General features: G+C 44.0%; 19 protein-coding genes and 1 tRNA gene. 9 read left to right on the forward strand and 11 right to left on the reverse strand.

The window, feature by feature from the left end:
* Positions 1 to 14: 14 nt before the first annotated feature.
* From M5X66_RS15485 to M5X66_RS15520, 8 genes are all read right to left on the reverse strand, one after another.
* Positions 15 to 1,121: a fatty acid desaturase family protein gene (locus M5X66_RS15485; protein ID WP_270103704.1), complete on the reverse strand. Its 1,107-nt coding sequence runs from the start codon at positions 1,119 to 1,121 to the stop codon at positions 15 to 17.
* Positions 1,108 to 2,232: a sterol desaturase family protein gene (locus tag M5X66_RS15490; protein WP_270103705.1), complete on the reverse strand. Its 1,125-nt coding sequence runs from the start codon at positions 2,230 to 2,232 to the stop codon at positions 1,108 to 1,110. The genes M5X66_RS15485 and M5X66_RS15490 overlap by 14 nt, the downstream gene beginning before the upstream one ends.
* Positions 2,229 to 2,843, reverse strand: a complete 615-nt coding sequence (locus M5X66_RS15495; RefSeq protein ID WP_270103706.1) for a phosphatase PAP2 family protein — start codon at positions 2,841 to 2,843, stop codon at positions 2,229 to 2,231. The genes M5X66_RS15490 and M5X66_RS15495 overlap by 4 nt, the downstream gene beginning before the upstream one ends.
* Positions 2,840 to 4,117: a F390 synthetase-related protein gene (locus tag M5X66_RS15500; protein ID WP_270103707.1), complete on the reverse strand. Its 1,278-nt coding sequence runs from the start codon at positions 4,115 to 4,117 to the stop codon at positions 2,840 to 2,842. The genes M5X66_RS15495 and M5X66_RS15500 overlap by 4 nt, the downstream gene beginning before the upstream one ends.
* Positions 4,114 to 4,914: an MBL fold metallo-hydrolase gene (locus M5X66_RS15505; RefSeq protein ID WP_036949609.1), complete on the reverse strand. Its 801-nt coding sequence runs from the start codon at positions 4,912 to 4,914 to the stop codon at positions 4,114 to 4,116. Before M5X66_RS15505 ends, M5X66_RS15500 begins: the two co-directional genes overlap by 4 nt.
* The gene (locus tag M5X66_RS15510) at positions 4,911 to 5,918 is read right to left on the reverse strand and encodes an NAD-dependent epimerase/dehydratase family protein (RefSeq protein ID WP_036949607.1); all 1,008 of its coding nucleotides are present in this window, start codon (positions 5,916 to 5,918) and stop codon (positions 4,911 to 4,913) included. The genes M5X66_RS15505 and M5X66_RS15510 overlap by 4 nt, the downstream gene beginning before the upstream one ends.
* Positions 5,915 to 6,913, reverse strand: coding sequence for a 3-oxoacyl-[acyl-carrier-protein] synthase III C-terminal domain-containing protein (locus M5X66_RS15515; protein WP_036949599.1), 999 nt, complete (start codon positions 6,911 to 6,913; stop codon positions 5,915 to 5,917). Before M5X66_RS15515 ends, M5X66_RS15510 begins: the two co-directional genes overlap by 4 nt.
* A gap of 144 nt (positions 6,914 to 7,057) precedes the next feature.
* Positions 7,058 to 8,197, reverse strand: coding sequence for a glycerate kinase family protein (locus tag M5X66_RS15520; protein ID WP_108479499.1), 1,140 nt, complete (start codon positions 8,195 to 8,197; stop codon positions 7,058 to 7,060).
* A gap of 534 nt (positions 8,198 to 8,731) precedes the next feature.
* Here M5X66_RS15520 and M5X66_RS15525 point away from each other — a divergent pair.
* From M5X66_RS15525 to M5X66_RS15535, 3 genes are all read left to right on the forward strand, one after another.
* A complete protein-coding gene (locus M5X66_RS15525; RefSeq protein WP_036949597.1) occupies positions 8,732 to 9,025 on the forward strand; it encodes a helix-turn-helix domain-containing protein in 294 nt (97 codons plus the stop codon).
* 191 nt (positions 9,026 to 9,216) lie between these two features.
* The gene (gene dicD, locus M5X66_RS15530; RefSeq protein ID WP_413784995.1) at positions 9,217 to 9,789 is read left to right on the forward strand and encodes a division control transcriptional repressor DicD; all 573 of its coding nucleotides are present in this window, start codon (positions 9,217 to 9,219) and stop codon (positions 9,787 to 9,789) included.
* 126 nt (positions 9,790 to 9,915) lie between these two features.
* Positions 9,916 to 9,991: transfer RNA gene (locus tag M5X66_RS15535), tRNA-Phe, on the forward strand.
* A 124-nt stretch (positions 9,992 to 10,115) separates the two neighbouring features.
* Here the strand turns inward: M5X66_RS15535 and M5X66_RS15540 are convergent.
* Together M5X66_RS15540 and M5X66_RS15545 are read right to left on the reverse strand one after the other, a co-directional pair.
* Complete coding sequence (locus M5X66_RS15540; protein ID WP_270103708.1) at positions 10,116 to 11,039, reverse strand: aminoimidazole riboside kinase; 924 nt, start codon at positions 11,037 to 11,039, stop codon at positions 10,116 to 10,118.
* Between the two features lie 39 nt (positions 11,040 to 11,078).
* Complete coding sequence (locus M5X66_RS15545; RefSeq protein ID WP_270103709.1) at positions 11,079 to 12,074, reverse strand: LacI family DNA-binding transcriptional regulator; 996 nt, start codon at positions 12,072 to 12,074, stop codon at positions 11,079 to 11,081.
* 250 nt (positions 12,075 to 12,324) lie between these two features.
* On the opposite strand from M5X66_RS15545, the gene M5X66_RS15550 reads away from it, so the two are divergent.
* From M5X66_RS15550 to pta, 6 genes are all read left to right on the forward strand, one after another.
* Positions 12,325 to 13,587, forward strand: a complete 1,263-nt coding sequence (locus M5X66_RS15550; RefSeq protein WP_036949587.1) for an MFS transporter — start codon at positions 12,325 to 12,327, stop codon at positions 13,585 to 13,587.
* Positions 13,584 to 15,029, forward strand: a complete 1,446-nt coding sequence (locus tag M5X66_RS15555) for a glycoside hydrolase family 32 protein (RefSeq protein WP_154599947.1) — start codon at positions 13,584 to 13,586, stop codon at positions 15,027 to 15,029. Before M5X66_RS15550 ends, M5X66_RS15555 begins: the two co-directional genes overlap by 4 nt.
* A gap of 312 nt (positions 15,030 to 15,341) precedes the next feature.
* Positions 15,342 to 16,082 carry a MurR/RpiR family transcriptional regulator gene (locus tag M5X66_RS15560; protein ID WP_036949583.1) on the forward strand — a complete coding sequence of 247 codons (741 nt, stop codon included), beginning with the start codon at positions 15,342 to 15,344 and terminating at the stop codon, positions 16,080 to 16,082.
* Positions 16,083 to 16,365: 283 nt separating this feature from the next.
* Positions 16,366 to 17,922, forward strand: coding sequence for a PTS transporter subunit EIIC (locus tag M5X66_RS15565; RefSeq protein WP_006658525.1), 1,557 nt, complete (start codon positions 16,366 to 16,368; stop codon positions 17,920 to 17,922).
* 11 nt (positions 17,923 to 17,933) lie between these two features.
* On the forward strand, positions 17,934 to 19,304 hold the full coding sequence (locus tag M5X66_RS15570) for a class-II fumarase/aspartase family protein (protein WP_036949581.1): 1,371 nt from the start codon (positions 17,934 to 17,936) through the stop codon (positions 19,302 to 19,304).
* Positions 19,305 to 19,779: 475 nt separating this feature from the next.
* Positions 19,780 to 23,013, forward strand: coding sequence for an autotransporter Pta (pta, locus tag M5X66_RS15575; protein WP_270103710.1), 3,234 nt, complete (start codon positions 19,780 to 19,782; stop codon positions 23,011 to 23,013).
* 98 nt (positions 23,014 to 23,111) lie between these two features.
* On the opposite strand, the gene M5X66_RS15580 is transcribed toward pta, so the two are convergent.
* Entirely contained in the window at positions 23,112 to 24,059 is a 948-nt protein-coding gene (locus M5X66_RS15580) for an Rpn family recombination-promoting nuclease/putative transposase (protein WP_270103711.1), read from the reverse strand.
* Positions 24,060 to 24,224: the final 165 nt, after the last annotated feature.

Raw genomic sequence — 24,224 nt, forward strand, 5'->3', positions numbered from 1 at the left:
TAGGCGACTATCGCTTACCTAACCCCTTCCCCAGTTCCCATTCGCTTTAAAAACCGCTGCTGATAACGCCACAAGGTTTTGGCATCAACACAGTGATAATCCATGCCAAATTGCGCGGCAGTTTGCTGAATAATACGAGCAAGCGCAGGGTAATGTCGGTGGTGCCAATTGGGGAATAAATGATGGGTCAGATGCAAATTCAGTCCGCCGAGCCAGTAAGTTAGGCACTTCGGCGTGGTTTGCCAATCATAGGTCGTTGAAAACGTATGAGTATAAAACCCTTGCTCCATACGCCCTGAATCCGGTGCCGTATAAAAGGTGGCCTTCGCCCAATGAGTACCTAAAATCAGCACCACAAAAATAAATGACGCGAACATTTGGCTAAGCAGATAAACACCCAACAATGTGCCAATACCGATGCCATACGGGGATAACACCCAATAGGGTAATAATATGGCCAAGGCAAGATGCAGGCTCTTACTCAGAAAAAATACCCCAATACCTTTCGCACCTTGATAGCGCATTTTTGGCGCGACGCGGGTGAAATGAAAACGGTCAAACCAATCGTAGCCCCAAATCAGCGCGGGAAACGTCATTGCCGCTATCAACGGCCAATACAAATGCTGCCAACGCATAAACGGATACCAGCGTTGGTATGGAGTTTGGCGCAGTAAAAAATTCTCTTCAATATCCAGATCATAATCACGAACATTAGTATGGGAATGGTGAAAAACAATGTGCCGCACACGCCAACAATCAGGATCTAACCCTAAAGGAATTGTCACCCAAAAGTTCACAATCCGGTTAAGTGCTCCTCGCTGAAAAACGGCGTTATGGGAGGCATCGTGCACCATATTAATCGCTAACAATAAGGCAAAGAAAATAAATAGCGGATAACCCACAAAAAACAGTATTCCACCTTGGGAGCTGAGCATTAGCCCGTAGCTGCCTAAGCACACCAAAATCAGCATAAAACTTTTGAGATAAACCCTGCCATCGGCAAAGCGGTGATCGCCTTTTTCTTGCAGATACCCCTTCGCCGCTTGCTGCAATGCACGGTGAAAAGCCAAGTCATCCCGCTGGCGAAAAGCGAGGGGCGGTAATGGCTTAGGCTTGTACATCACGTCTATCCACAGGCGTTATTCCTACGCCCATTAGTACACAAGCGCTGTGTAACCATAATAGCGTACCCACCACCAGCCAGAATGGCGTCAACCAGCCTGCAATGATGATCAATAACAGCATCATGCTAGCCACCGTAAACCAGCTCCATTTTCCCCAGCCATAACCGCTTGATAAGCCAGATAATGCGACAGTTCCTGCCGCTAACAGAATAAATAACCCGACTTGCTCAAGGGTCGTGCCATTAAAACCGTACCCATAGCGATACACATAGCCAATCACCAACGCGAACAGCAGCAATGTCCCGCCTACAAGCCCCATTTTTCCGATGTGATAACGAGGGGAATGCGTTGGTTTATTCGTTTTTTTCACACCCAAAATACGCAAGAATGGACGATTGCTGTCAATCAGCGGGTTTTCCGTCGCTACCTCACCACCGATACCGTATTGATGCGGTGTTTCAGGAGATTCAGAAAACGTCCCAAACAGCTTGTCCCAAATAATAAAGCTACCGCCAAAATTACGATTGGCGTACCCACCCGTTTTTATATGGTGAACCCGATGATGATGCGGCGTCACCATCCATGATTCCAGCCATTTAAAACGGGGAATTAACCCGCTATGGTTAAAAAATTGAATCGTATAATGAAGCACAGATATCGTCATAAAAACAGTGAGCGGCACGCCCATCAACGCCAATAACAGAAAGAAAGGAATCGAAGTGAGTGAGGAATACCACGAATTACGTACCCCTAGTGAGAGATTAAAATGCTCCCCTTGATGGTGCACCACATGCACGGCCCACAAAAGACGGTAACGATGGTGCAAACGATGTAGCCAATAAAATCCTAAATCCCAAGCAATTAACGTAAACAACCACACCAACCACGTTGGCCAGCTATCGGTAAGACCAAAAGAAAAATGCGTGACCACAAAACCGTAGCAAAATAGTTCTAATCCACGGAACAGCCACAGCATGATATGCCCGGAATTAAGGTTAAAAACCACATCTTGCCAACTGAATGAAACGCGCTTTTGGCGAGCAATAATCAGCGCTTCCACCATCACAATCGCCACCATAAAGATAATGGGAAATGTCAGTTCATTCATCGCACTCTCCGTGACGGATAAGCCACCCATAAGCGAACAACCGTTATCGCTATCCACGCACACACCGCGCCGCCAACCACATCAATAAATAGGTGCCGCTTCAGCATTAAGACAGAAAAAATAATCATCAACGCCCACAATAGCCACAAGAGGTTTCTCAAAAATTGACCTTTTCGACACAGAGCCCACCACGCAATTAATGTTAACGACACGTGGAGCGAAGGCAGCATATTTTGCGACGTATCCACCTGCAATAACCTAGCAAGTGCCTGCTGAGTCAATCCACTCCCTATATTTTGAGGGAATTCTGCCGTGGTTGGATAAATCAAATACACCGTGCCAGATAGCACCGCACAGAGGATCATCTGCCACATTAACGGCTTCACTTTTTCTGCGTGACTCAGCAGATAACCGCAAGGAATAAAAAGGAAAAATGAGAGATAAAGCCATATTGCATTTGGCGAATAACCGATGGCATCATCAATTATCGAGGGGGAAATAACGTGCGCAGAGGAATAAATATGCCCCGTCAAAGAGTAGATAACCCCAACACATCCCCAACCTAATAGTAAATACCCCACGCGCTGCCACACTGACATCGACGTTATCATGGTACCTCCCGCGTGATCCGCCGACGTTTGATTGCCATTGTCGTCTCGGGCAAGGCGGTGTTGAGTTGCCACTGAAGATGCTCAGTCACTGCGCCTTGCAGTTCGAAGTAGTCAGTTAGTGCTTGCTTACATGCCAACAGCGCCGTGTCTTCACAATCCGCGGATAAGGTGAATAACTGCCCCTGTTGATGAAGTCGGTAATCTGTTTCTATCGGTAACGTATTGCACATCACTCGGTTACAGGCGTCCGCAAATAAGGTTATTGGCTCACCTTGTTGATTGGTTAAAACTATTTGGTCATCACTACGCCCTTCGATGCATTCAATGGCTATTTGAGCATCACCACAGGGACATGGAGTCTCTCTAACGACCAAAATATCATCCAGCTGATAACGCACTATGGGCTGAGTTTGCCGCGTAAAATCGGTGATAATCGGTAAAAAACGGCGTTCATCAATCCACTGTTTTTCAATATGCAAAAAAGCTTCATTCAGATGCAATGTGCCATGAGGGCAGGTGCAGCCAAGAAAACCTTCCGTCGCTTGGTACACTTCGCCAACATCTGCAAAAACGGTTTTTAGCAGGGCTTTATCATCCGCATTTAGCACTTCCGCCACTGATATCACCCTTTTCGGGGTTAGTGAGCACTCATTTCGCTGCTGGCGCTTTGCAATTTCTACCAGCACCTGTGCAGGAGCAACAATAATGGTAGGCTGCCATTGATTAAGCTCAGCAAGATGCTCATCAAAATCCCCCAGCAGGTCGTAAAACTGAAATGAGAGCCAGCGGTTATTCACGCTTTCATATAAGTTATTGTTTGCACGTAGAAACAGTGCAACGCGCTCTCCGGCAAATAACCCATCCGGCAACATTTTAGCCAGCATGGTTCCCGACCAGCGAGCTTGTTCGTCAGGGCTGACCACAAACACCCCGCGTTTTCCTGATGTTCCAGACGATAACCCCACACTGAATTTCCCCACTGTTGGAGAAAAATCACGGGAGGATTCGCTCTGTTTCGCGCAGGCAAGCAGCTCATCCACTTTCAGCCCTTGGGTGTTCATGCGGTCAAAATGCTGCATCATCAAAGCTTTATTCATCACAGGCCACTGAGTAAGTGCTTGCTGACAATATGCCGCAAAATAGGGACTACGCCGTAAAAAACGCTGCGTAAATGCCGATAATTTTCGCTGTTGATATGCCTCTAGCGCTGCGCTATCCGTAAAACGCAGTCGGCGAGCCTGCCAGTAATACCACAGAATTTTCAGCAGTTTCACAGCTCACCCTCATGACACAGTTGGATCGGTATCTGGCGTTTATCAATCTGATGCAATTTATTGAGCGTGTCGTAATAGGCTTGGCGGTCATCCATAATTAAATTCGCCACCGCCATTGGTCCGCGCAATTCTCGGTAATTCGTTGGTGACCATGCCGCATCTCCCGCCAGCAAAATCCAGCCATCATCCGTTGCCACGCATAACCCAGTATGCCCCGCGGCATGACCCGGTAATGGCACCGCAATTAAGGTTTTTTCTGGGTTTATTGCGTAGCCAAATCCTAATTCGGCTAAGGCTTCAGGCAGCTCAATACGCTCAAAGCCTTCATAAAACCGTGCTCTTTCTTCGAAATCTTCAGGGATTAACCCACGCACAAAAGCTTTACGTAATGCGGAAAATCCGGTTAGGTTACGCGTTTTTTTCCACCCTTCCCCCGAACAGATCAGCGGTACTGAAGGGAAATCCCGCAGCCCCGCAATATGGTCGCCATGGAAATGGGAAATAATGACGCCTGTAATATCAGCAGGCGTGATACCATCCGCCTTGAGCTGAGAAACGAGAGCATCTTTGGTATCAAAATAAACCGGCGTAACCGCTCGATACAACCGAATGATGCCTTCACGGGTATGATCATAAAAATGGTCGGCATACCCCGTATCAAACAGCCAGCGCTGGCCATGCCCCTCAATCAGCCATGCCCGCGCGGGGAATTTACACGCTTTCATACTGGCACCTTTGAGGGCAACACAACCGGGATGGGTGCAATATCCCACTTCAAATACCCGAATGTTCATCATAGTTTGCCCTCTTGGTTTTCATTAAGCCATTTTGCGGTGCGTGCGATGCCCTCCGCCATGGAATAGCGTGGGATGTAACCGAGTTCCTGCTGAGCGCGTTGATTGTTTAAAATCATCGTGAAATAAGCAGCGCCGAGGCTATAACGGGTTAATAACGGCTCTTTTCGCTGCATAATCGCTAATTTTTCTAAACAAAACGCCACACCGTATAATAGCGAATAAGGGGCTGATTTAATCTGGCACTCAGTGCCTGTTTGCTTAAATAGCATTTTTAATGTGGTGGCTAACGGTTGAGGATCTTGGTTAGTAATATTAAATATCGAGCCATTTTTTAACGGTTTTTGGGTTGCCAACATCATGGCATCCACCACATTTTCAACGTAGGTCAAATCGAAGGCATTTTTGCCCCCTGCCGGCAGCACCAATTTGCCATGGCGGGCGCGGACTTGCGCCATCAAACGCGGCAATAAAACCCGATCATGAGGCCCAAATAATCCTCGAGGACGCAAAATCACAAAGGTGGTTGAGGGATAATTCGGTACTATCTTGGCAATTTCTTGCTCGGCAAGGAACTTCGTTCGCGCATAATCATTAGCAAATTGCGTGTTATTCGTTGATTCGAAAATATTGTGCTGGTGAGTAAAATTAAAATAGATTGCAGGGGTGGAGATATGCACAAACCGCTCGATACCTTGCTCTGCCGCAGTCTGCGCCAAGGTTTTGGTGGCTTGCCAATTAATGGCTTCGAATGTTTCACGCGCACCCCATGGCGCCGACAGTGCGGCGCAGTGCCAAATTACCTGACACCCTGCCATCAATTCACGCGCGGTTTCCGGTGTTAATGTTGCCAGTTCTACGGGAATAAATACCGCCCCCGCATCCGTTAACTCCTGACCAATAGCCAAATCACGCCCGCAAGCCACCACCTGATGCCCATCACGTAGCAAGATTTCTGTGGCATTGCGCCCAAGCCCGCTGGTCGCACCTGTGACTAAGATTTTCATGGTATAAGAACCAGTGCGGATAACGCTAAACCGGCTGCGGTTCCTACCAGCATTACGTGGGATTTGCCATAAAAACGGTCGGTAATAATGGCTTCATGCAGCGCGGAAGGAATTGATGCCGCGACTTGGTTGCCGTGTGTGGCATAGATATCGACTAACTGCTCGGCGGTAACACCCAGGCGTTTACGCATATGTTCCAAGGATAAGTGGCTCGCTTGATGGGGAACCACCGTATCAATCTGCGCTAAGCTAACTCCCGCTTGAGACAGTATTCTCTCCATAAAATCCTCAACCATGGCGGATGCCATCTTGAATAGAGGTTTGCCTTTCATGTGGAATAAGAAATCGCTCGGCTCCATCCCTGAACGTGGATTACGACGAGTGCCCCCCGCGCGAATTTCACAGAGATCTAATCCTTCAGGATAGGTTTCTAGACGAAATGCCAAAATACCGCTATTCCCATCACCGCGTTCAACAAGAGTACAAGCCGCACCATCCCCAAAAATAAGCGAGGATTCTTCATGTTCCCAATCGATCCCCCGAGAGGCAATATCCGCAGAGACAATTGCAATTCGGCGATACTGATGGGTAGTGAGTAGCCCACCCGCAATTTGCAACGCCGATAAGTAACTCACACAGCTCGCATTCACATCAAAGCAGGCAATACCCGAATGAAGTGCTGAACTTGCAAGAATATGAGCTGCGCTACAAGGTAGGGCTTGGACAGGAATAGCCGATGCACAAATCAAGGCATCCACTGAAGCAGGGTCAATATGGTGGCGAGTTAATGCATCGTGAATTGCTGAAGCAGCTAATTCAGCTTGGCTATCGGTATTTGATGCATGGTAGCGCCAGCGGATCCCCGAACGTTTTTCAACGTAACCGTTCGGTTTATTCAGCTGCTTATCCAAATCCATCGACAATACTTTATGTGCGGGTAGTGCGATGCCAGAAGCAATAATTTTCAGTGGCACAAACGTGTTGGGGTTAAGCATTTTTTACCTATTCTTGTAGTTTATTGCTTTATTACCCTTCATTTACCAAATAACCCGCCATCATGGTATCGGAAAAAGTGCATATAACATAAATATTGGATAAGTCAGATTATTTTTCATCAAATAAATAGGTTCGCTTTTATTTCAAAGGTGGCGACCCATATTTAATACTCGAGCCACATTGCATGCTGTATTTTCTAGGTTTTTAGCGCCCTGATTGAGCGCCTCACTAAGGGAAGACAATCTTGGCAGAATGCTAAATACCGCCGTTACACCCTCTTGGTGCAATCCTTCTACCCCATCCCCTAATACACCGCTTAATGCAATAACCGGAACCTGATGTTTTGCCGCGAGTCTCGCAATGCCGATGGGCGCTTTTCCTCCTGCGGTCTGCCCATCCATACTACCTTCCCCGATGATCACCAAGTTAGCATCTTGTAAGTGTTGCTCAAACGCTAAAGCGTCCATCACAATCTCAATACCAGATTTAAGCTCACCGCCGAGTAGTGCAGCTGCTGCAACGGCGATCCCCCCCGCCGCGCCGCCACCGGCAAGATAACGATAGTCAGTCCCCGTTAACTGTTGAAGAAGCGCCGCAAACTGGTTTAATCCATTATCCAACTCAGCCACCATTTCTGGCGTTGCCCCTTTTTGTGGACCAAAAACCGCCGCTGAGCCGTGTTCTCCTACCAATGGGTTACTCACATCGCAAGCAATGTCGATTTTGCACTGAGATAACCGCGGGTCAAGTTGCTGAATGTCGATATGCGATATCTGTGAAAGGATATTACCCGTGGTTCCCAGTAATTGATGATTTTCATCATAAAATCGCACACCCAGCGCCTGCAACATACCAACGCCGCCATCCACTGTAGCGCTCCCGCCAATCCCTAGAATAATCCGCTCAACCCCTTGAGCAAGCGCATTGGCGATCAACTCTCCCGTACCATAGCTGTTCGTCAGCATCGGGTTTCGCTTGGCAATAGGCACTAGCATCAACCCACTGGCTTGTGCCATTTCAATCACCGCCGTCTTACTTTCAGCTAATAGCCCATAGTAAGCCATGACAGGGAGACCCAATGGATCTGCCACGGTAACCGATATTTTTTCACCGTGCAGTGCCGCAATAAGCGCATCCACGGTTCCCTCTCCACCATCAGCCACTGGCAGTGAAATATATACCGCGTCAGGAAACACACGTCGAAAGCCTTTTATGACTGATTGAGCCGCAAGCTCGGCGCTCATACTCTCTTTAAAAGAATCAGGTGCAATGATAATTTTCATTAATCCGCATTCCTTATTTGCACAATGTCATATTTATTTTTATTTCTATAAACTATTTAAAATAATACCGATAATCAATAAACAAATCTGTATCTTTATGACGAAGTAAATATAAATCTTTCTCTCGAAACATATTTATGAATAATATATATATAAGTGTAACAGCCCATTACCCAATTCATACTTCATTATTATTTTTTGCGTTATTTTTATAAAAAATAAGTCAGTAATTATCGCCATAAAAAACCAATCAAAACCCAGAAAACTAGATTATTAGACTGATTAAATTAAAATAATCAAACATAAAATCCATAATTATTTATACCTTCACTCACTAACTGAGTGATCGAAATAGCTATTAACTATCGAAAATAGCCTATCAATCCGTCATAAATATTGGTAATTAATTTAACTTAGCGGTTAAATACTCCTAAATTGAACCAGTCAATTTTAGATTACTCTCGCCAATTAAAGATAATAATATTTAATTATCTTTGAATACTATTATCTCAATAAAACTCGCATGGAGGGATCATGCTAGCTAATCAACAATTTGATAACCATGAAGTATCCAATTACATTGGTTCATTTCTTAAACGACGACGTAAAGTCGTTGGGCTCACGGGCGCTGAGCTCGCTTCTCGTTTAAGCATCAGCCAACAACAGATTTCTCGCTATGAGCGAGGTGTCAATGCGATTACTATTCAAAATCTTTTGGGAATTTTGCATGCTTTAGAATTAAAAAAGCACGATATTGATGAGTTCCTGCAAAATATTTTTAATTTTTATCATATCGATATTGATATGGAGAAAAAGTTGTTTAACTAGAAATTAATTTCTACTAAACAACTTGTTAGGTATAGAGAGGGTAATGCCTCTCTACCTCTTCTCTCTTTGACTTCCCCGTAATTCCCCTCTATCACCCTCATACCTGTGACAAAATCAACGCCTATAAATCAACTTTGAACATTGCTATGATGGAAAAATTAGCAAATCTTGTGATGGAGATAACGATGAGTATCCAGCGCGACACTATTTTGAGCCATGCGTTAAACCAGTTAGAGCAACAGGGGTTATCTGCCTCGACAGAAAGTTTACTCACTGAAATTGAATCCGATTTTACGACCTTACGCCAATTTTGGCCTGATGATGAAGCCCTCGTTTATGATTCTCTACGCTATCACGGGCAGCAAATTGAAGTGTGGCAGCGCCAAACCTTATTAGATGAGCGACTCAGCCCACAACTTAAACTCATGGCTCGTTATCAACAACTGGCAGAGAAAGTCCGCGAAGGGCGTTTCCCTGGCTGTCTGTTTATTTCTGCCTGCAACTATTACCCAGACCCAGAACACCCTATCCACCAATTAAGCCGCCTGCAAAAATCCAACTCATTCAGCTTTACTAAGCAGCTGCTCGATGAGCTAGATATTGAAGATGCAGAACTCGTCGCCAATCAGATGGAGTTGGTTTTAGAAGGCTGTTTAAATCGCTTGTTGGTTAATCGCGATATCCGTGATGTGGAAATTGCTCAACAGCTTTCTGAGGATATTTTGGCTATAGCTCTGTGCCGTAAAAAAGGCGCATTAAGTTAAAATTCGTACACTCGCACGTTAAACAGGCGTTTTTTGTCGAAAAAGAAAACACTCAGTCAGAAAATGGTTTTTTTTATAAAAAATGCATTGACGAGAACAGCCTAATACGGTTTAATGCGCCCCGTTGCCCGGATAGCTCAGTCGGTAGAGCAGGGGATTGAAAATCCCCGTGTCCTTGGTTCGATTCCGAGTCCGGGCACCACTATTTAAAGAACCCGCCCTAGTGGCGGGTTTTTGCTTTCTAGCGAATCACCTCAGTCTTTACTTCTCAAAAACCACTTTCTTCATTCACCACAACCCCCCTAGAAAATTGCGCGAAATCGTGACTACAGGCTTTTGAGTAAATCTTGACGATATGGCAATGCGGTCATTGCACCCTTCGCCGTGGTGGCTAATGCGCCACAAATTTGTGCTTGTCCAATAATCATGCCCAGCGTATTTTCATCGCGCGGCAGACCATAAACTGCCAACCCTGCTAATAGACCTGCGACAAAGGCATCTCCCGCACCTGTCGTATCAACCACCACCACGGGTCTAGCTGAATAATGCAGAATATCTCCCTGCCAACACACCATCACCCCATTTTTACCTAGAGTCACAAGTAGCAAATCAAAAGAATACTGTGTGGAAAGTTGTGCAATACCTTGCTGAATATCGGTTTTGCCGCTTAAGAAAAATAATTCTTCTTCGGATAACTTCACCACCGAAGCGAAAGTTAACGCTTTATGTAAACATTCACGCAATAGATTTTCATCCTGCCAAAGATCCGTTCGGATATTAGGATCAAAACTAACGCGCCCACCTGCACGACGAATTTTTTCCATAGCATAAAATGTGGTACTACGGCTCGGCTCGGCACTCAGCGCGATAGAGCACGCATGTAGCCATTCATTTTCCTGAAATACCGGTAAATCCTCTATTTCTAAAAAAAGATCCGCTGCGGGACGAACCATAAACGTAAAAGTCCGTTCTCCCTCTTCATCCAGTTCAACCACCACCGTTGATGTACGATGTTGCGAGTCCAACTTCATATAGTCAGTGTCCACTCTCTCTTGATCTAGCGTGCGGCACATAAAGCGACCAAAAGGATCATTCCCGACACGACCAATAAACCCACTTCGTCCATCAAGGCGAGCAACCCCAGCCGCCACATTCGCAGGCGCACCACCCGGCATCTGAAGTAAGCAGCCTTCTCTTTCGGGGATCAAATCAACAACAGCATCACCGAGAACCCACACTTTATCGGTCATAAATTACTCCACAAGCAATATTGAAAATAGTCAGTATGATTAAATTGAATCCCTTGGTAACCAAGGCGATGAAATATAGACAGTTTCTCGATGCGTCTCCCCGTTAATGATATGTAGCGCGCTACGCTTACCAATCTCATAATGCGGAAGTTGTACCGTCGAAAGCGGTGGAATAAATAATTCACCGATCCCAACCATATTGTCGTAGCCCACAACAGCGACATCTTTTGGGATCTTCAATCCACTTTCTAACAAGATCTGATAAACGATGAATGCGATCCGATCGTTTCCACAAATAACTGAATCAAAACCCGCTTTTCCATGGTGGATCTGCTTGCGTACAATCTCAGGAATATCTGCATAATTTTCTGTATTTAAAAAATGATGAGATAACGCATCGGCATTGATTCCATGTTCTTCACAAGCGCGCTTAACACCAAGAGCTCGACGGAGAGTCGCCGGGTGGTTAGCTGGGAGATATAAACATAGCGGTTGGCGGTATCCCGCATTTAATAGCGCTTTCACCGCGTTATATTGACCATCTTCATCATCGGGTACATAGCTGGCCGTTGGTACATTTAGGCTTTCACAGTTAGCGAGTACTAATGATACCTTCATCATGTGCTTGGTAATTTCAACCTGCCTAAGCCCCATTGCCGTGTAAATAATGCCATCCGGGCGATGAGAAAAAAGTAAGCTCGCGATAGCTTCAGGATCATCACCTTCTAGCATATTCACCACATAGCTATTCCAACCGTGTGAACGCGCGGTTTCTTCAATAGACAGCGTAATATCGACAGAAAAAGGGGACGTTGCCGTATCTAGCGCCAATACCCCGATCGTTCGAGGTTTTTGCCCTGACCGTGTACCGCGGATCATCCGAGCTGAAAGATCAGGCGTATAACCCGTTTCATTAATGGCTTTTTGAATGCGTTCTAGTGTCTCTTTTTTCAGCTTTTCAGGATTATTGATAGCTCTTGAGACCGTCATCATTGAAACGCCCGCCAGCTTTGCGACATCTTTTAAGAGTACCATTTTGCCCTCTTTACTCTGTTTTCAACGTCTTTGTTTTCAACGTCTTTGGTTCCAACGTCTTTTCGTCGGAGTATATCAACCAATAAATCGCCACATGATTGCGAGAATCAGAAACCTGTGACATCCCTCACATACCGCCAATGTTAATGTTAACATTGGTGATTAACATCATATTTATGCACTATACCGTCTTTTATAAAGTGAATGTTAACATTAACAATATAGACATTCTGACAGTAGGAGAATATCTATGGGCAAAAAAACACGCGCTAACATGCATGCCTATCTCACATTAAGTGGTTTGTTATTTACTTTCTTTTGGACATGGTCATCCGTGTTTTCCTTGGTATCTCTGTGGCTCAGCCAAAAAATTGGCTTAAAGGGCACCGATACGGGCATTATTTTTTCTGTTATCAGCTTAACCGCATTTTGTGCTCAGCCTCTTTACGGGTTTATTCAAGACAGGCTTGGCTTACGCAAAAATCTATTATGGTTTCTGGGGGGATTGCTATTAATCAGCGGACCTTGGTTTATTTTTGTCTGTACCCCCTTATTAAAATGGAATATTTTTGCGGGAGCGGCCGCGTTGGGCATTTATGTTGGCGCGACTTTCTTTGCCGGTATTGGCGCTCTTGAATCCTATACTGAACGCGTCAGTCGTATTGCAAGTTTTGAATATGGTCGTGCCCGTATGTGGGGCTCACTGGGCTGGGCGGGCGCCACCTTTTTTGCTGGGTTATTATTTAATATCGATCCCAACTTAAATTTTGCCATGGGTTCTGCCAGCGCACTTCTGTTCATCATTTTGTTATGGCGTTTACGCAACGTTCGCCCTCATACCATGAATGAACTTGAGTTCGGAAAAACTCAGTCGCTGACTATCACTGATGCGCTGGGATTATTACGCATGCGCTCATTTTGGTCTTTGGTGATATTTGTCTGCGGGGTAAGTGTTTATAACGTCTACGACCAACAATTTCCGGTCTATTTTGCTTCGTTGTTTGCAAGCCAAAACGAAGGCAACGAGATGTTTGGCTACTTAAACTCGCTTCAGGTCTTTTTAGAGGCAGGTGGTATGTTCTTAGCACCTTTCCTCGTCAATCGGATTGGTGCCAAACGTGGTCTGCTTTTGAGTGGTGTCATCATGGCACTGCGCATTTTAGGTTCGGGGCTTGCTGACGATGCAATCACGATTTCATTTATGAAGCTGCTACATGCGGTTGAACTCCCTATCCTATTAATTTCATTATTTAAATACATTACATCCGTATTTGATAAACGTTTATCTGCAACCATCTACTTAGTGGGTTTCCAGTTTGTAGCGTCGCTCTGCGCCTCATTCTTATCCCCGCTCGCAGGCTACAGTTATGACACATTAGGCTTTGCAGATACCTATATGATCCTCGCCGCTATCGTCATTTTGATGACGATAATTTCAAGTGTCCTTCTGCAATCAGAGGACGCATCAACCGTCAATCGTATGACAACATCGAAAAAAACGGTGGAACTATGAAACAAAAACTTCAGCAAGCACAATTTGCTCTTGAGCAACTTAAAGCTCAACGTGGAAATACCTATTACCCTGACTTCCATCTTGCGCCACCCGCTGGCTGGATGAATGATCCCAATGGCTTGATCTGCTTTGATGGGTTATATCACGCATTTTATCAACATCATCCAATGAGTGCTGACTGGGGGCCAATGCATTGGGGTCACGCCACCAGCCACGACATGATCCATTGGCAACATGAGCCTATCGCCCTAGCACCCGGTGATGACTATGATCGTGATGGCTGTTTTTCAGGTTGTGCCGTAAATGATAATGGAACCCTTTCACTCATTTATACGGGGCATGTGTGGCTAAAAGAAGCTGGTGACGATAGCGCTATCCGTGAAGTTCAATGTTTAGCAACCAGTACTGACGGTATTCACTTTGAAAAACAAGGTATTGTGCTAACGCCTCCCGATGGCATTATGCATTTCCGTGATCCTAAAATTTGGCAAGAAAACGGCACTTGGTGGATGGTGATAGGTGCACGAGACGCGGCAAATTGTGGGCAAACGTTGCTTTATAAGGGAAATTCACTACGCGAATGGCAACTTGATCGAATCCTCGCTCACGCTGATGTTGATGGTGGCTATATGTGGGAATGCCCAGATTTCTTCCCGTGTGGCGACCACCACTATTTGATGTTTTCACCGCAAGGTATTCAACAAAATACAGGTTATCAGTATCGTAATCGCTTCCAATCCGGTGTGATCCAAGGTCACTGGCAAGAAGGAAGCGCTTTTATACAAAGTCAAAAATTTACTGAACTGGATAATGGGCACGATTTCTACGCGCCACAATCATTCACGACAGCTGATGGACGACGTGTCATTATGGCTTGGATGGATATGTGGGAATCTGCTATGCCATCCAAACAAGAAGGCTGGGCAGGCTGCTTAACCCTACCACGCGAGTTATTTGTACGAGATGGGCATTTATGCCAACGTCCAGTGATTGAAGCCAAATCACTGCGCCAACAGAGCCAACTCATTGAGCCTCACTCGGTTAGTCAAACAGAAGTGCTACTCGAACATTCCAGCGCCATCGAGTTAGAGCTTGTTTGGGATAGAAACCAAAGTAATGCTGAACGATATGGCATAGCGCTAGGTAATAAGGTAGGCGATGGATTAGAGCTGTATATTGATAGCCAATCTCAACGCTTAGTGCTCTGGCGGCACTACCCAGAATATGAGCTGGACGGTTATCGCAGCATTCCATTACCCACAAACGATAAACTTTCATTGCGTATTTTTATTGACCGCTCCTCCGTTGAAGTCTTTGTCAACGATGGTGACGCCGCAATGTCTAGCCGCATTTATCCCCAACCTAATGAACGCAAGCTAATGTTATTTGCTTCTCATGGTAGCGCGGTTATTTCTGAAGGAACGCTTTGGCAGCTCAAATAATGATTGAGCCGGAATTGGGATAAACAAAATCGCCTTGTGATGTGCTTTATCACAAGGCGTTTTTAATCCTTTAGACTCTGGTTGAGGTTCGTTTCACTTTTATATTCTTAGCTTAAATAGATAAGTATTATTATCGACCTTATAAGTTATTCACATCAAAAAAACTCCCGGAAAACCTGCATAAAATACGGCTTTAACGTATAATCAACGCTGTTGAGCTTTTGCTCACTTCACACAGTGTCGATATCATCATAAATAACACGCGAACCCAGACTAAAATGGGCTTTTGATACTCTATTGATCAGGTGAGATATGCTGGATTTTCTAAAGAATTATGACAACTTAACCGTCAGTGAAAAAAAAGTATTAAAATATCTTACCGATAATATTGCCGATATTCCCTACTTGAATATTAATGAATTAGTCGCCAAAACGTTTGTCTCTAAGACTGTCATTATTAATTTGTCCCAGAAATTAGGCTTTAGTGGGTTTAAAGAACTCAAATTTCAAATTAATAACCATATCCTTTCGCAAAATAAAGCGGAAAAAAATAACCCGGCATCGTATAAAAAGCAGCTTGAAAATAATATCCATAAAACCTTCACGTTGATTAATGAAGAGCAAATTCGCGACTGTGCGAAAACATTACGCGGCTCGCGTAATATCTTTTTAGTGGCACGTGGCACCAGTAAAGCCGTCGGTTATTATCTTGAACACTTGCTATTCTCTCTTGGATTACACTGCTTTTTTATCAACGATTACAATCTCTCCGACTCGTTTACTCGCCTAGTTAACCAAAATGATACGGTGATTTTTATCTCGCTATCCGGCGGAACTAAAAAAATCATTGAAACCGCTAAAATCGTGCAATTGAAAGAGGCCAACATCATCAGTATGACTGCCTTTCACACAAACGAACTCACTGCCTACGCCAATAACACCCTTTTCTGCTTCGCGGATAGCTATGACACTAAACGGGATGATTCAAAATCCAGAACCGGATTTTTCATTCTGGTGGACTTGTTAATTAATGAATTGGAAAATCTGCTGTAAATAAACGCCTCCCTCACCTTATTTATTTAGCTTAAAGTTAATTAAATACTTTTCATTCAATTATTTTTGTTATTCTTCAAATAATTATTTATTTAAAAAATCATCAACACATTGATGACAAAATTATTATTAGTATGATTTTAAAAGCTTTATTTAATAATAATGACCTAGGTCTTAATCTATGACCTGAGATAATATTTAAAACCGTAACATCATTTCATTTAAAAAACCCAGTGCTAGTATTCCAGTTAATTTCAATAATTCTTCGTCATTAGGAAAAAATATGGCTAAAAGAAAATTCGGTGAGTCAATCCAGCGCTTTGGTAGGACACTGCTCCTGCCAATCGGGGTTCTGGCTCCAATTGGTATGATACTGGGGATCAGTGGTGCATTAGTTCAAACCTACATGATTGCTCGATTCCCTTTCCTCGGCAATGAAACCGTTAACGCATTACTTGTCAGCATCCGTTCTATTGCGGGCGTTATCTTCGACAACATCCCATTACTGTTCGCCATGGGGGTTGCCTATGGCATGAGCCAGCGTGATAAGGGGATCGCGGTCTTCGCCTCCGTTGTGGGTTACCTTTCGTTGATCATCACCATGAATATTTGGTTGGTGCTCACTGGTAAACTGGCGGATCCCGCGATTATGGGTCAAGTGGGACAGATTAAAGTTTTAGGTATTCAAACCTTAAATATCAGTGCCGCTGGGGGAATTATTACAGGGTTAATTGGTGCATGGGCCACCGATAAATTCTACAACCTCGAGCTACCGACTGCCTTCGCCTTCTTCTCAGGTAAAAAATCGGTTGCGATCATCATGGTCGGTTTAATGATCATGGTCGGTGGAACATTACCGTTTATCTGGGAAGTCTTAGTACAAGGCTTGATGAAGCTTTCTGCCGTCTTCCTAAGTCCTGTCGGTCCATTCTTTACCGCAGGGGGTGAACGTCTGTTTATTCCATTCGGGTTACACCATGTTTGGAACGTTCTGTTTAGATTTACCGAAGCCGGTGGTACCTATGTTATTGATGGACAAACCTTTGTTGGTGTCGTTCCAGCCTTAACGGAAGTGTTATTTAAGCAAGGTCCAAGTAGTGAATACTGGGCAATGATGCCAAGCCTGACGCGCTTTATGGCGCAGCAACAAATGCTGGTGACGCTGTTCCTGTTCCCTGCGATTGCATTAGCTATCTATAAAACATCGAAAAAAGAGAACCGAGCTGAAGTTAAATCGATGTTGGTGACCATGGTATTGACCGCGATGCTCGGTAACGTGACCGAACCGCTCGAATTTACCTTCGTGTTTATCGCACCGCTGCTGTACTTAATCTATGCCATCATCGTCGGTATTGGTGCAGTGTTGTTGTCATTCGCTGGGGTTGCTATCGGGTATATCCGTGGAACCGTGTTTGACTTCACTATCTTCGGTCTGCTGTACGAGCACACTAACTGGATATTCTTAGTCCTGATTGGTGGCGGTTTAGCGGTAGTGACTTACTTCATCTTCTACTGGGCGATTATCAAATTTGATATCAAAACCCCAGGTCGTGAAGAGTCGAGCAACCTGAAAAATACCTTAATTAAAGAAAAACGTTATGGCGAAATCGCTGAGATCCTTGTTGAAGCCTTAGGCGGTAAAGAGAACATTCGTAACGTAGATAACTGTATTACCCGTATGCGTATTGATGTCGCAGAAGTGAATAAAATTGATAAAGATTTAATGTTGGAATCAGGATGTACCGCATTCTTCTTTCCATCGGCAAACCACGTCCACGTAGTTTATGGACCGAAAGTTGAATTTGTTCGCAACGCTGTTGATGAGTTCATGAAGAAATAAAAGGATATATGATGAGAGCCTTATATGATTCTAAGAGTAAAACCATCGATGACCGCGGTATAAAAGCCCTGTTATCGGATGAAGCCAAATACAATACTTGGCTGATGTTTGAATCCATGTTAGCTCAAGCGCAGGCTGAAGCGGGGTTCATTCCCCAATCAGCGGCCGATGAAATTAAAGAAAAAGCGGTTATTGAGAACATTGATTTTGAAGAGATGAGCCGCATTTACCAAAAAATTGGGCACGGTTTCGTTCCCTTCTTAAAAGTCTTGGTGAATGCGTGTTCTGAAGAGAGTGGTAAATACATCCATTACGGAATTACCACCCAAAATATTCAGCAAAGCTCGCAGCTGTACATGATGAAAACGGTACATAATAAATTTATGTTGCTGTTAGGTGAGATCATCGAAAACCTGTCGGGTCTTGCTGAAAAAACTAAGCATATGGTGATGCCAGGCAGAACCCATGGGCGCCACGCTATTCCAATTACTTACGGTTACAAAGTGTCCGTATGGATCAGCGATTTCATTGACTGCTACCAGCGTATGAAAGAGTGTGAAAAGCGCGTATTTACCATCATGATGGGTGGCGCTGTGGGTGCGTTTAACTCCATGCCGGGGATTGGTTTAGAAGTGCAAAAACGCGTTGCTGAGCTGACGGGCATGCATGCGATGGAAGTCCCATCTCGCAACCTCAGCACCCATAAACTCGAGTACATGGCGAACTTAGCGCTGATGGCGAATATCTGTCATAAAATCGGGGAAGAAGTTTACAGCACGACGCTGGAAGAAATAGCGGAAGTGTCTGAAGGCTTCACCAAAGGCACAGTGGGCAGCAGCACCATGCCACACAAAATCAACCCAAAACTGGCGAAAGGGATTATTGCTAACTCCCAAAAACTGTATTCGTTACCGAGTGTTGGGATGTATTCTGCCGTCAGACCGTATGAAGGTGATAGCAGCTCTTATATGTTATTCGATGGGCTTATCGAAGAAGCGCTGGAACTGACTACTGAAATTTTATTAAGAACCGAAGAGCTTTCGAGAACTCTGGTACCTCACGAAGAGAGAATGCTGCATAACGTTCTGAGAAATAAAGGGTTAGATAATACCGAATACGTGATGATGAAAATGGCTGAGAAGCTGGGTAAAGATAAAGCACACTCATTGCTGTATGAAGAAGCCATCAAAACCGCAGCGGATGGTGAGGATTTCTACACTAACCTCACCAAGAACGAAACCATTACGGCAGCATTTAGCAATGATGAAATCAAAGCGATGCTAGACCCACGTTCGTATATTGGTTTGTCCGTTGAAATCGCAGAAAAAGAAGCGAAACGTGGTTTAGCCGCAGCCCAAGAAATTAAACAGATTTATCAGTAATTATTCGCTTAATAATTTAACTTAATTCTGTTATTTGAAGCCGCCATTTTAAAACAATGGCGGCTTTTTTTGGTTATAAAAATATGAATATTGCTAAATAATAGAAAAATAATTCATTACTTTAAATTAGTTATTAATACTTAAAAAATAATTAGCAAGAATGACTGTTAATAAATAATGTGAATTTGTTACCACAACTGATTTATTCTCAATAAATTTATCTAAATTTTAATTCCTGTATTCAAAAGCAAAAATTAATTTAATTCCCCACGTAGAACTATCATTTAATTTGTTCTGTTCACGTTCTATTCATCTGCATTTGATGTGATTAGCTAGTCAATAAATCTACTTTTTCGATAAATAAAAAGATTTTGAGATAGCGCTCAAGTATTTATTTTTATAAAACACAGATTATCTCTGCGATTCTGTTTTTGATTCTTAATGATGTTTTTTGATTGATAACAAAGGTATCAGAATGAACAAAGCACATAAATTTGCGTCATCTTCTCGTTATAAAAATAAAGCTGCAATAAATAAAAATATTTTTCAGCTTTCTATTATTACTTCTGCGCTATTATTTTCCGGCTATACGCTGGCTTACTCTGAAACAGGGCAACTCGGTGATAAAAATAGTTGGGAAAGCCAAGAATATAAAAATGACTGGGGTTTAGCCGCCATGAATGCCTCCAGTGCTTATGCGCTGGGATATCATGGGCAAGGCGCTAAAATCGGCGTAATGGATTCAGGCGCATTGTTATCTCACCAAGAGCTAAGTGGCTCTCGCTTCCACGCGGTCAAAGCCAAAGGTGAATACGGCTCCACGGGGATGCGTTATCCTCAAGAGTTAGGCGGTCACTATGAAAAAGGTCAAGCCTTCGATGTGACTGGAGATTGGATCAAAGGCGTGAATGATACTCACGGTACCCACGTGACAGGTACCGTCGGTGCTAACCGTGATGGCGAAGGTATGCACGGCGTTGCCTGGGGTTCCGATGTGTATGTGGGTAACACAGGTGCCACCGACAGCAATAACTATGGTCCTTATCAAGATTACCAATATTTCTATACTGGCTGGAAAGCCATGGTGGATGCTGGTGCCCAAGTGATCAATAACAGTTGGGGTACCAACCCAAGAATTATTGATGCAGGGAAAACGGTCGGTCCTGATGGTGGTAACACCACGGTACATTTACCCGTTGATACCACCCAACAAACTGAGTACGAATATTTCTATTTCAAAAAAATCTACGGGGATAACCCATCCTTTGTAGATGCCGCCTATGATGCCGTGAAAGGCACCAATGTTGTTCAAGTCTTCACCACAGGTAACCGCGATTTTAAAAACCCGTACTATCGCCCTCTTTACCCTTATTTCAATCCACAAGCAGAGAAACATTGGATTGCGGTTGCAGGGTTAAAACAGACGGCAGACAAAACAGGCTATGAAATTGAAGGTATGTTTAACGAAGCGGGAAATGCCAAATGGTGGACCGTCGTTGCCCCTAGCCGCTATATCTACTCCAGCGTCGTAGATGCTGACGGCAATCCGGGTTGGGATACCTTTAGCGGAACATCAATGGCAGCACCACACGTCACTGGTGCCATGGGCGTTTTAATGTCTCGTTATCAATCCATGAATGCCCTGCAAGTTCGTGATGTGATGTTCACGACTGCCAACCGTTATAACCCAGATGGCAGCCTCTATAAAGGCTGGACATCCGCGGATGGCGTACCTGATGAGCGCTATGGTTGGGGTACTCCTGATCTCGAAAAAGGTATGTATGGCCCAGGTCAATTCTTAGGTAAATTCGAATACCAACTGGATGCTGTCCCACTTGATGTCTGGACAAATGACATTAGCCAAGCGGCGTTAGATCAGCGTGAAACCGAAGATTTGGCGTGGTTAGCCGATTATAAAGCCAACGGTATCGATGCCGGTGGCGATTATAATCTTGGTACCGATTTTGTGGTCAATGATGGCAATCCAGACCCGACTTCTCATATTGTCGATAAAGAAGATGCTAAAAAATGGCGTCAGGAATATTACCAAAAACGCGCTGAGGTCATTCAAGCCAAAATCGATGCAGGTTTGTATGATGGCGCTCTAGTCAAAGCGGGTGAAGGCACATTGGTGATGACGGGGGATAACACCTACCGTGGCGGTACAACCGTCGAACAAGGTTCTCTGTACGGTTTTACTGAATCCTTTGGTACTGCAGACGTGAATGTTAACGGCGGCACAATTAGCGTGCTTAATCGTTATAACGACAAATTTACTCAAAAAGGTCAGTTAGTCTCCAATGAAAGCCATAAAGCCAATATCAACATCAACGATAAAGGTACCTATTTAGTCACCGCAGGTCATGATGTGAATGTCGGTAATATGACCTTAAATCAAGGCGCTAAACTGGATGTTGCTGCCGATAACATTGGGCAACTGAAAGATGTTTATCTTAATGATAAATCAATCCAAGGTACGGTTAACGCAGATAATTTAGCTGACAATCGCGCTAAAACCAAAATGCTGGCGACAAATGCCAATAATGCTGCCGCAGATGATTATGCGTTATTCCAAAAAGACGTTTCTGTAAAAGATAACACCATTACGGGCACTCTGAGTAAAAAAGCGGATGCCTCATTTGCTTCATTTGCTAATAATGAAAATGGTCGTTCGATTGCTAATTCATTAGAAAGTAACGCTAAAGGTCAGCTATTTGATGCAACACTACCGATGAGCGAACGTGACCTTCGTAATACTTATCAATCACTCGGTAGTGATATGTACCTTAATGCGAATAATGCCAGTGTGGTGAACGTATTGGGTCTAACTCGTACCGTGAAAGATCAGGCTATCGGCGTGGGTCATGGTCGCTATGCTAACCTTGAAAATAGCAATGCACGCATTTGGATGACAGGTGTTGGTCAATGGGGCAACCTTGACTATGGCTACAGCAATATGGATACCGATTTCTATGCAGCATTAGTGGGTGCAGAAATTGATGTCGCTGAGCATACCAAAGCGGGACTGTTCTTTGGTGCGGGTTCATCTAAATATAAAGCTCATGAGTACGGCAAAATTGACAGCAATGATCTGCATGTCGGTGCCTACGGTGTATCCAATATCAAGAATGTAGCTACGGTTAACTATGGTGTAACGCATACAAACCAAGACCGAGATGCAAAACGCACGCTGTGGGTAGGCCAAGAGTCCGGTTATAACTCCACCAGCTATGATGCAAAAATCACGCAATTCTTCGTGGAAGGTGCTTATACCCAGCTGAATAATGACCGATATTCTGTTGAGCCTTATGCTGGATTTAACTGGCTGCATGTCACCAGCGATAATCTGCATGAGCAAGTCGGCAATATGCAATTCACCACCAAAACAGATAACCAAGATATCCAAGTTGGTACCGTTGGTTTACGTGGTGGCTATCCATTCAGCGCGGGTAATGTGAATCTCACACTGAAAGGTGACGTATCTGCGAGCCATTTATTTGGCGATACTCGCCCAGAAGCGATGTTGTTCCTGTCAGACACTGGCGAAGCCAAAATTCGTGGTGGCAAGTTAGATAACTTATTCGGTGTAGGCTTAGGGGTTGATGCTCAACTGAATAAATCCACGACTTTCGGAATCTCTTACCAAGGTCAATATAACAGTGATGTCAGTTCAAGCGGTGTGAATGCCACATTAAAAATTAACTTTTAATTCAATTAATTAAAAAAGGGCAGAATCAATTTTATGTTGATTCCGCCCTTCACAGTTTTTTATCAATACAGTTTTTCGATAAATACAGCGTATGCTAATTAACTCATCGCTTGAATTTCAGAGTGGGATAAGCCTGTAATTTTACTAATAATATCAATATCTAACCCTAGACTTAAACTGGTCAACACTTGGGTGTAAGTGCGTTGTTTGGCCTTCTCCTGCTCTTCTTGTCGAGCTTCTTCTCTTCCTTTGACTAGCCCTCTTTTTAATCCTTTTTTTAACCCCTCATTTCGTAAACGATCGGCAATGGTCATAACAGTCTCCTGATATCCTTCGGTTTTTTCTATTAATGTTTTGACTATCTTCTTGTATGTCGGCGTATCCATCACACTAAACAGATAGTTGATGATTAAAATAACGTCATCACGGTGGTTTTCGTTCTCCTTGATTACCTGCGCTAAGCGCTTTGATAGAACCATCAGGTCATCTTTCAAAGAAGCATGTTTGAGAACTAGCTCCATCGCGGCGACTTTTCGGTGATTCACAAGTTCATCGTCGCTTGCCACCGTGACATCCACTAATGGCAGTGGATTACAGTACAAATCATGCGCTAAATCAGACCATTCAAAGCAATCCGTCCATGATTGGGAATAAGGATAAGGGGATTGATTGCCATGATAAAACAAGATGGGAACCACCAACGGCAAAGTTTGGTGGCCTTGCTGCAAATGCTGATTCATCGCGCAGAATGCATAATGCATCAACCGCCAGCCCATTAGCTTATCGGGAGAGGATTGATGCTCAACCAAGAAGTAAAAATACCCTTTACCCTTGAGTGTTTGAACGGAATAGAGCATGTCCGAGAAACGAGAGCGCAATGTTTTATCCACAAATGAAGCACTGGCTAACTTCAACGTATCAAAATTGCAGAGGTGCTTAATGCGATTAGGAAGATGGACTTCAAAAAAGTCCCGCGCATTATCCACTTTGCTCATAAAGCCTTTAAAGGTTGAATCATGAGGAGCTACAATTGATTGGGTCGCCATCTCGGTCTCGTCTTGGTTCATAAGATGACGAGATACTAACCAATATTTTCGGGAGAGTGAGAAAAAGTTATTCCTAATTAATGAGAATCACTTGACACACTAACTCTTTGCTTTTAATCGAATTATTTACTTGTTTTAGCCATAAAAAAACACCTCAATCAGCGT

Origin of the sequence: Providencia sp. PROV188, from assembly GCF_027595165.1 — a bacterium.
GTDB classification, from domain to species: Bacteria; Pseudomonadota; Gammaproteobacteria; order Enterobacterales; family Enterobacteriaceae; genus Providencia; species Providencia lanzhouensis.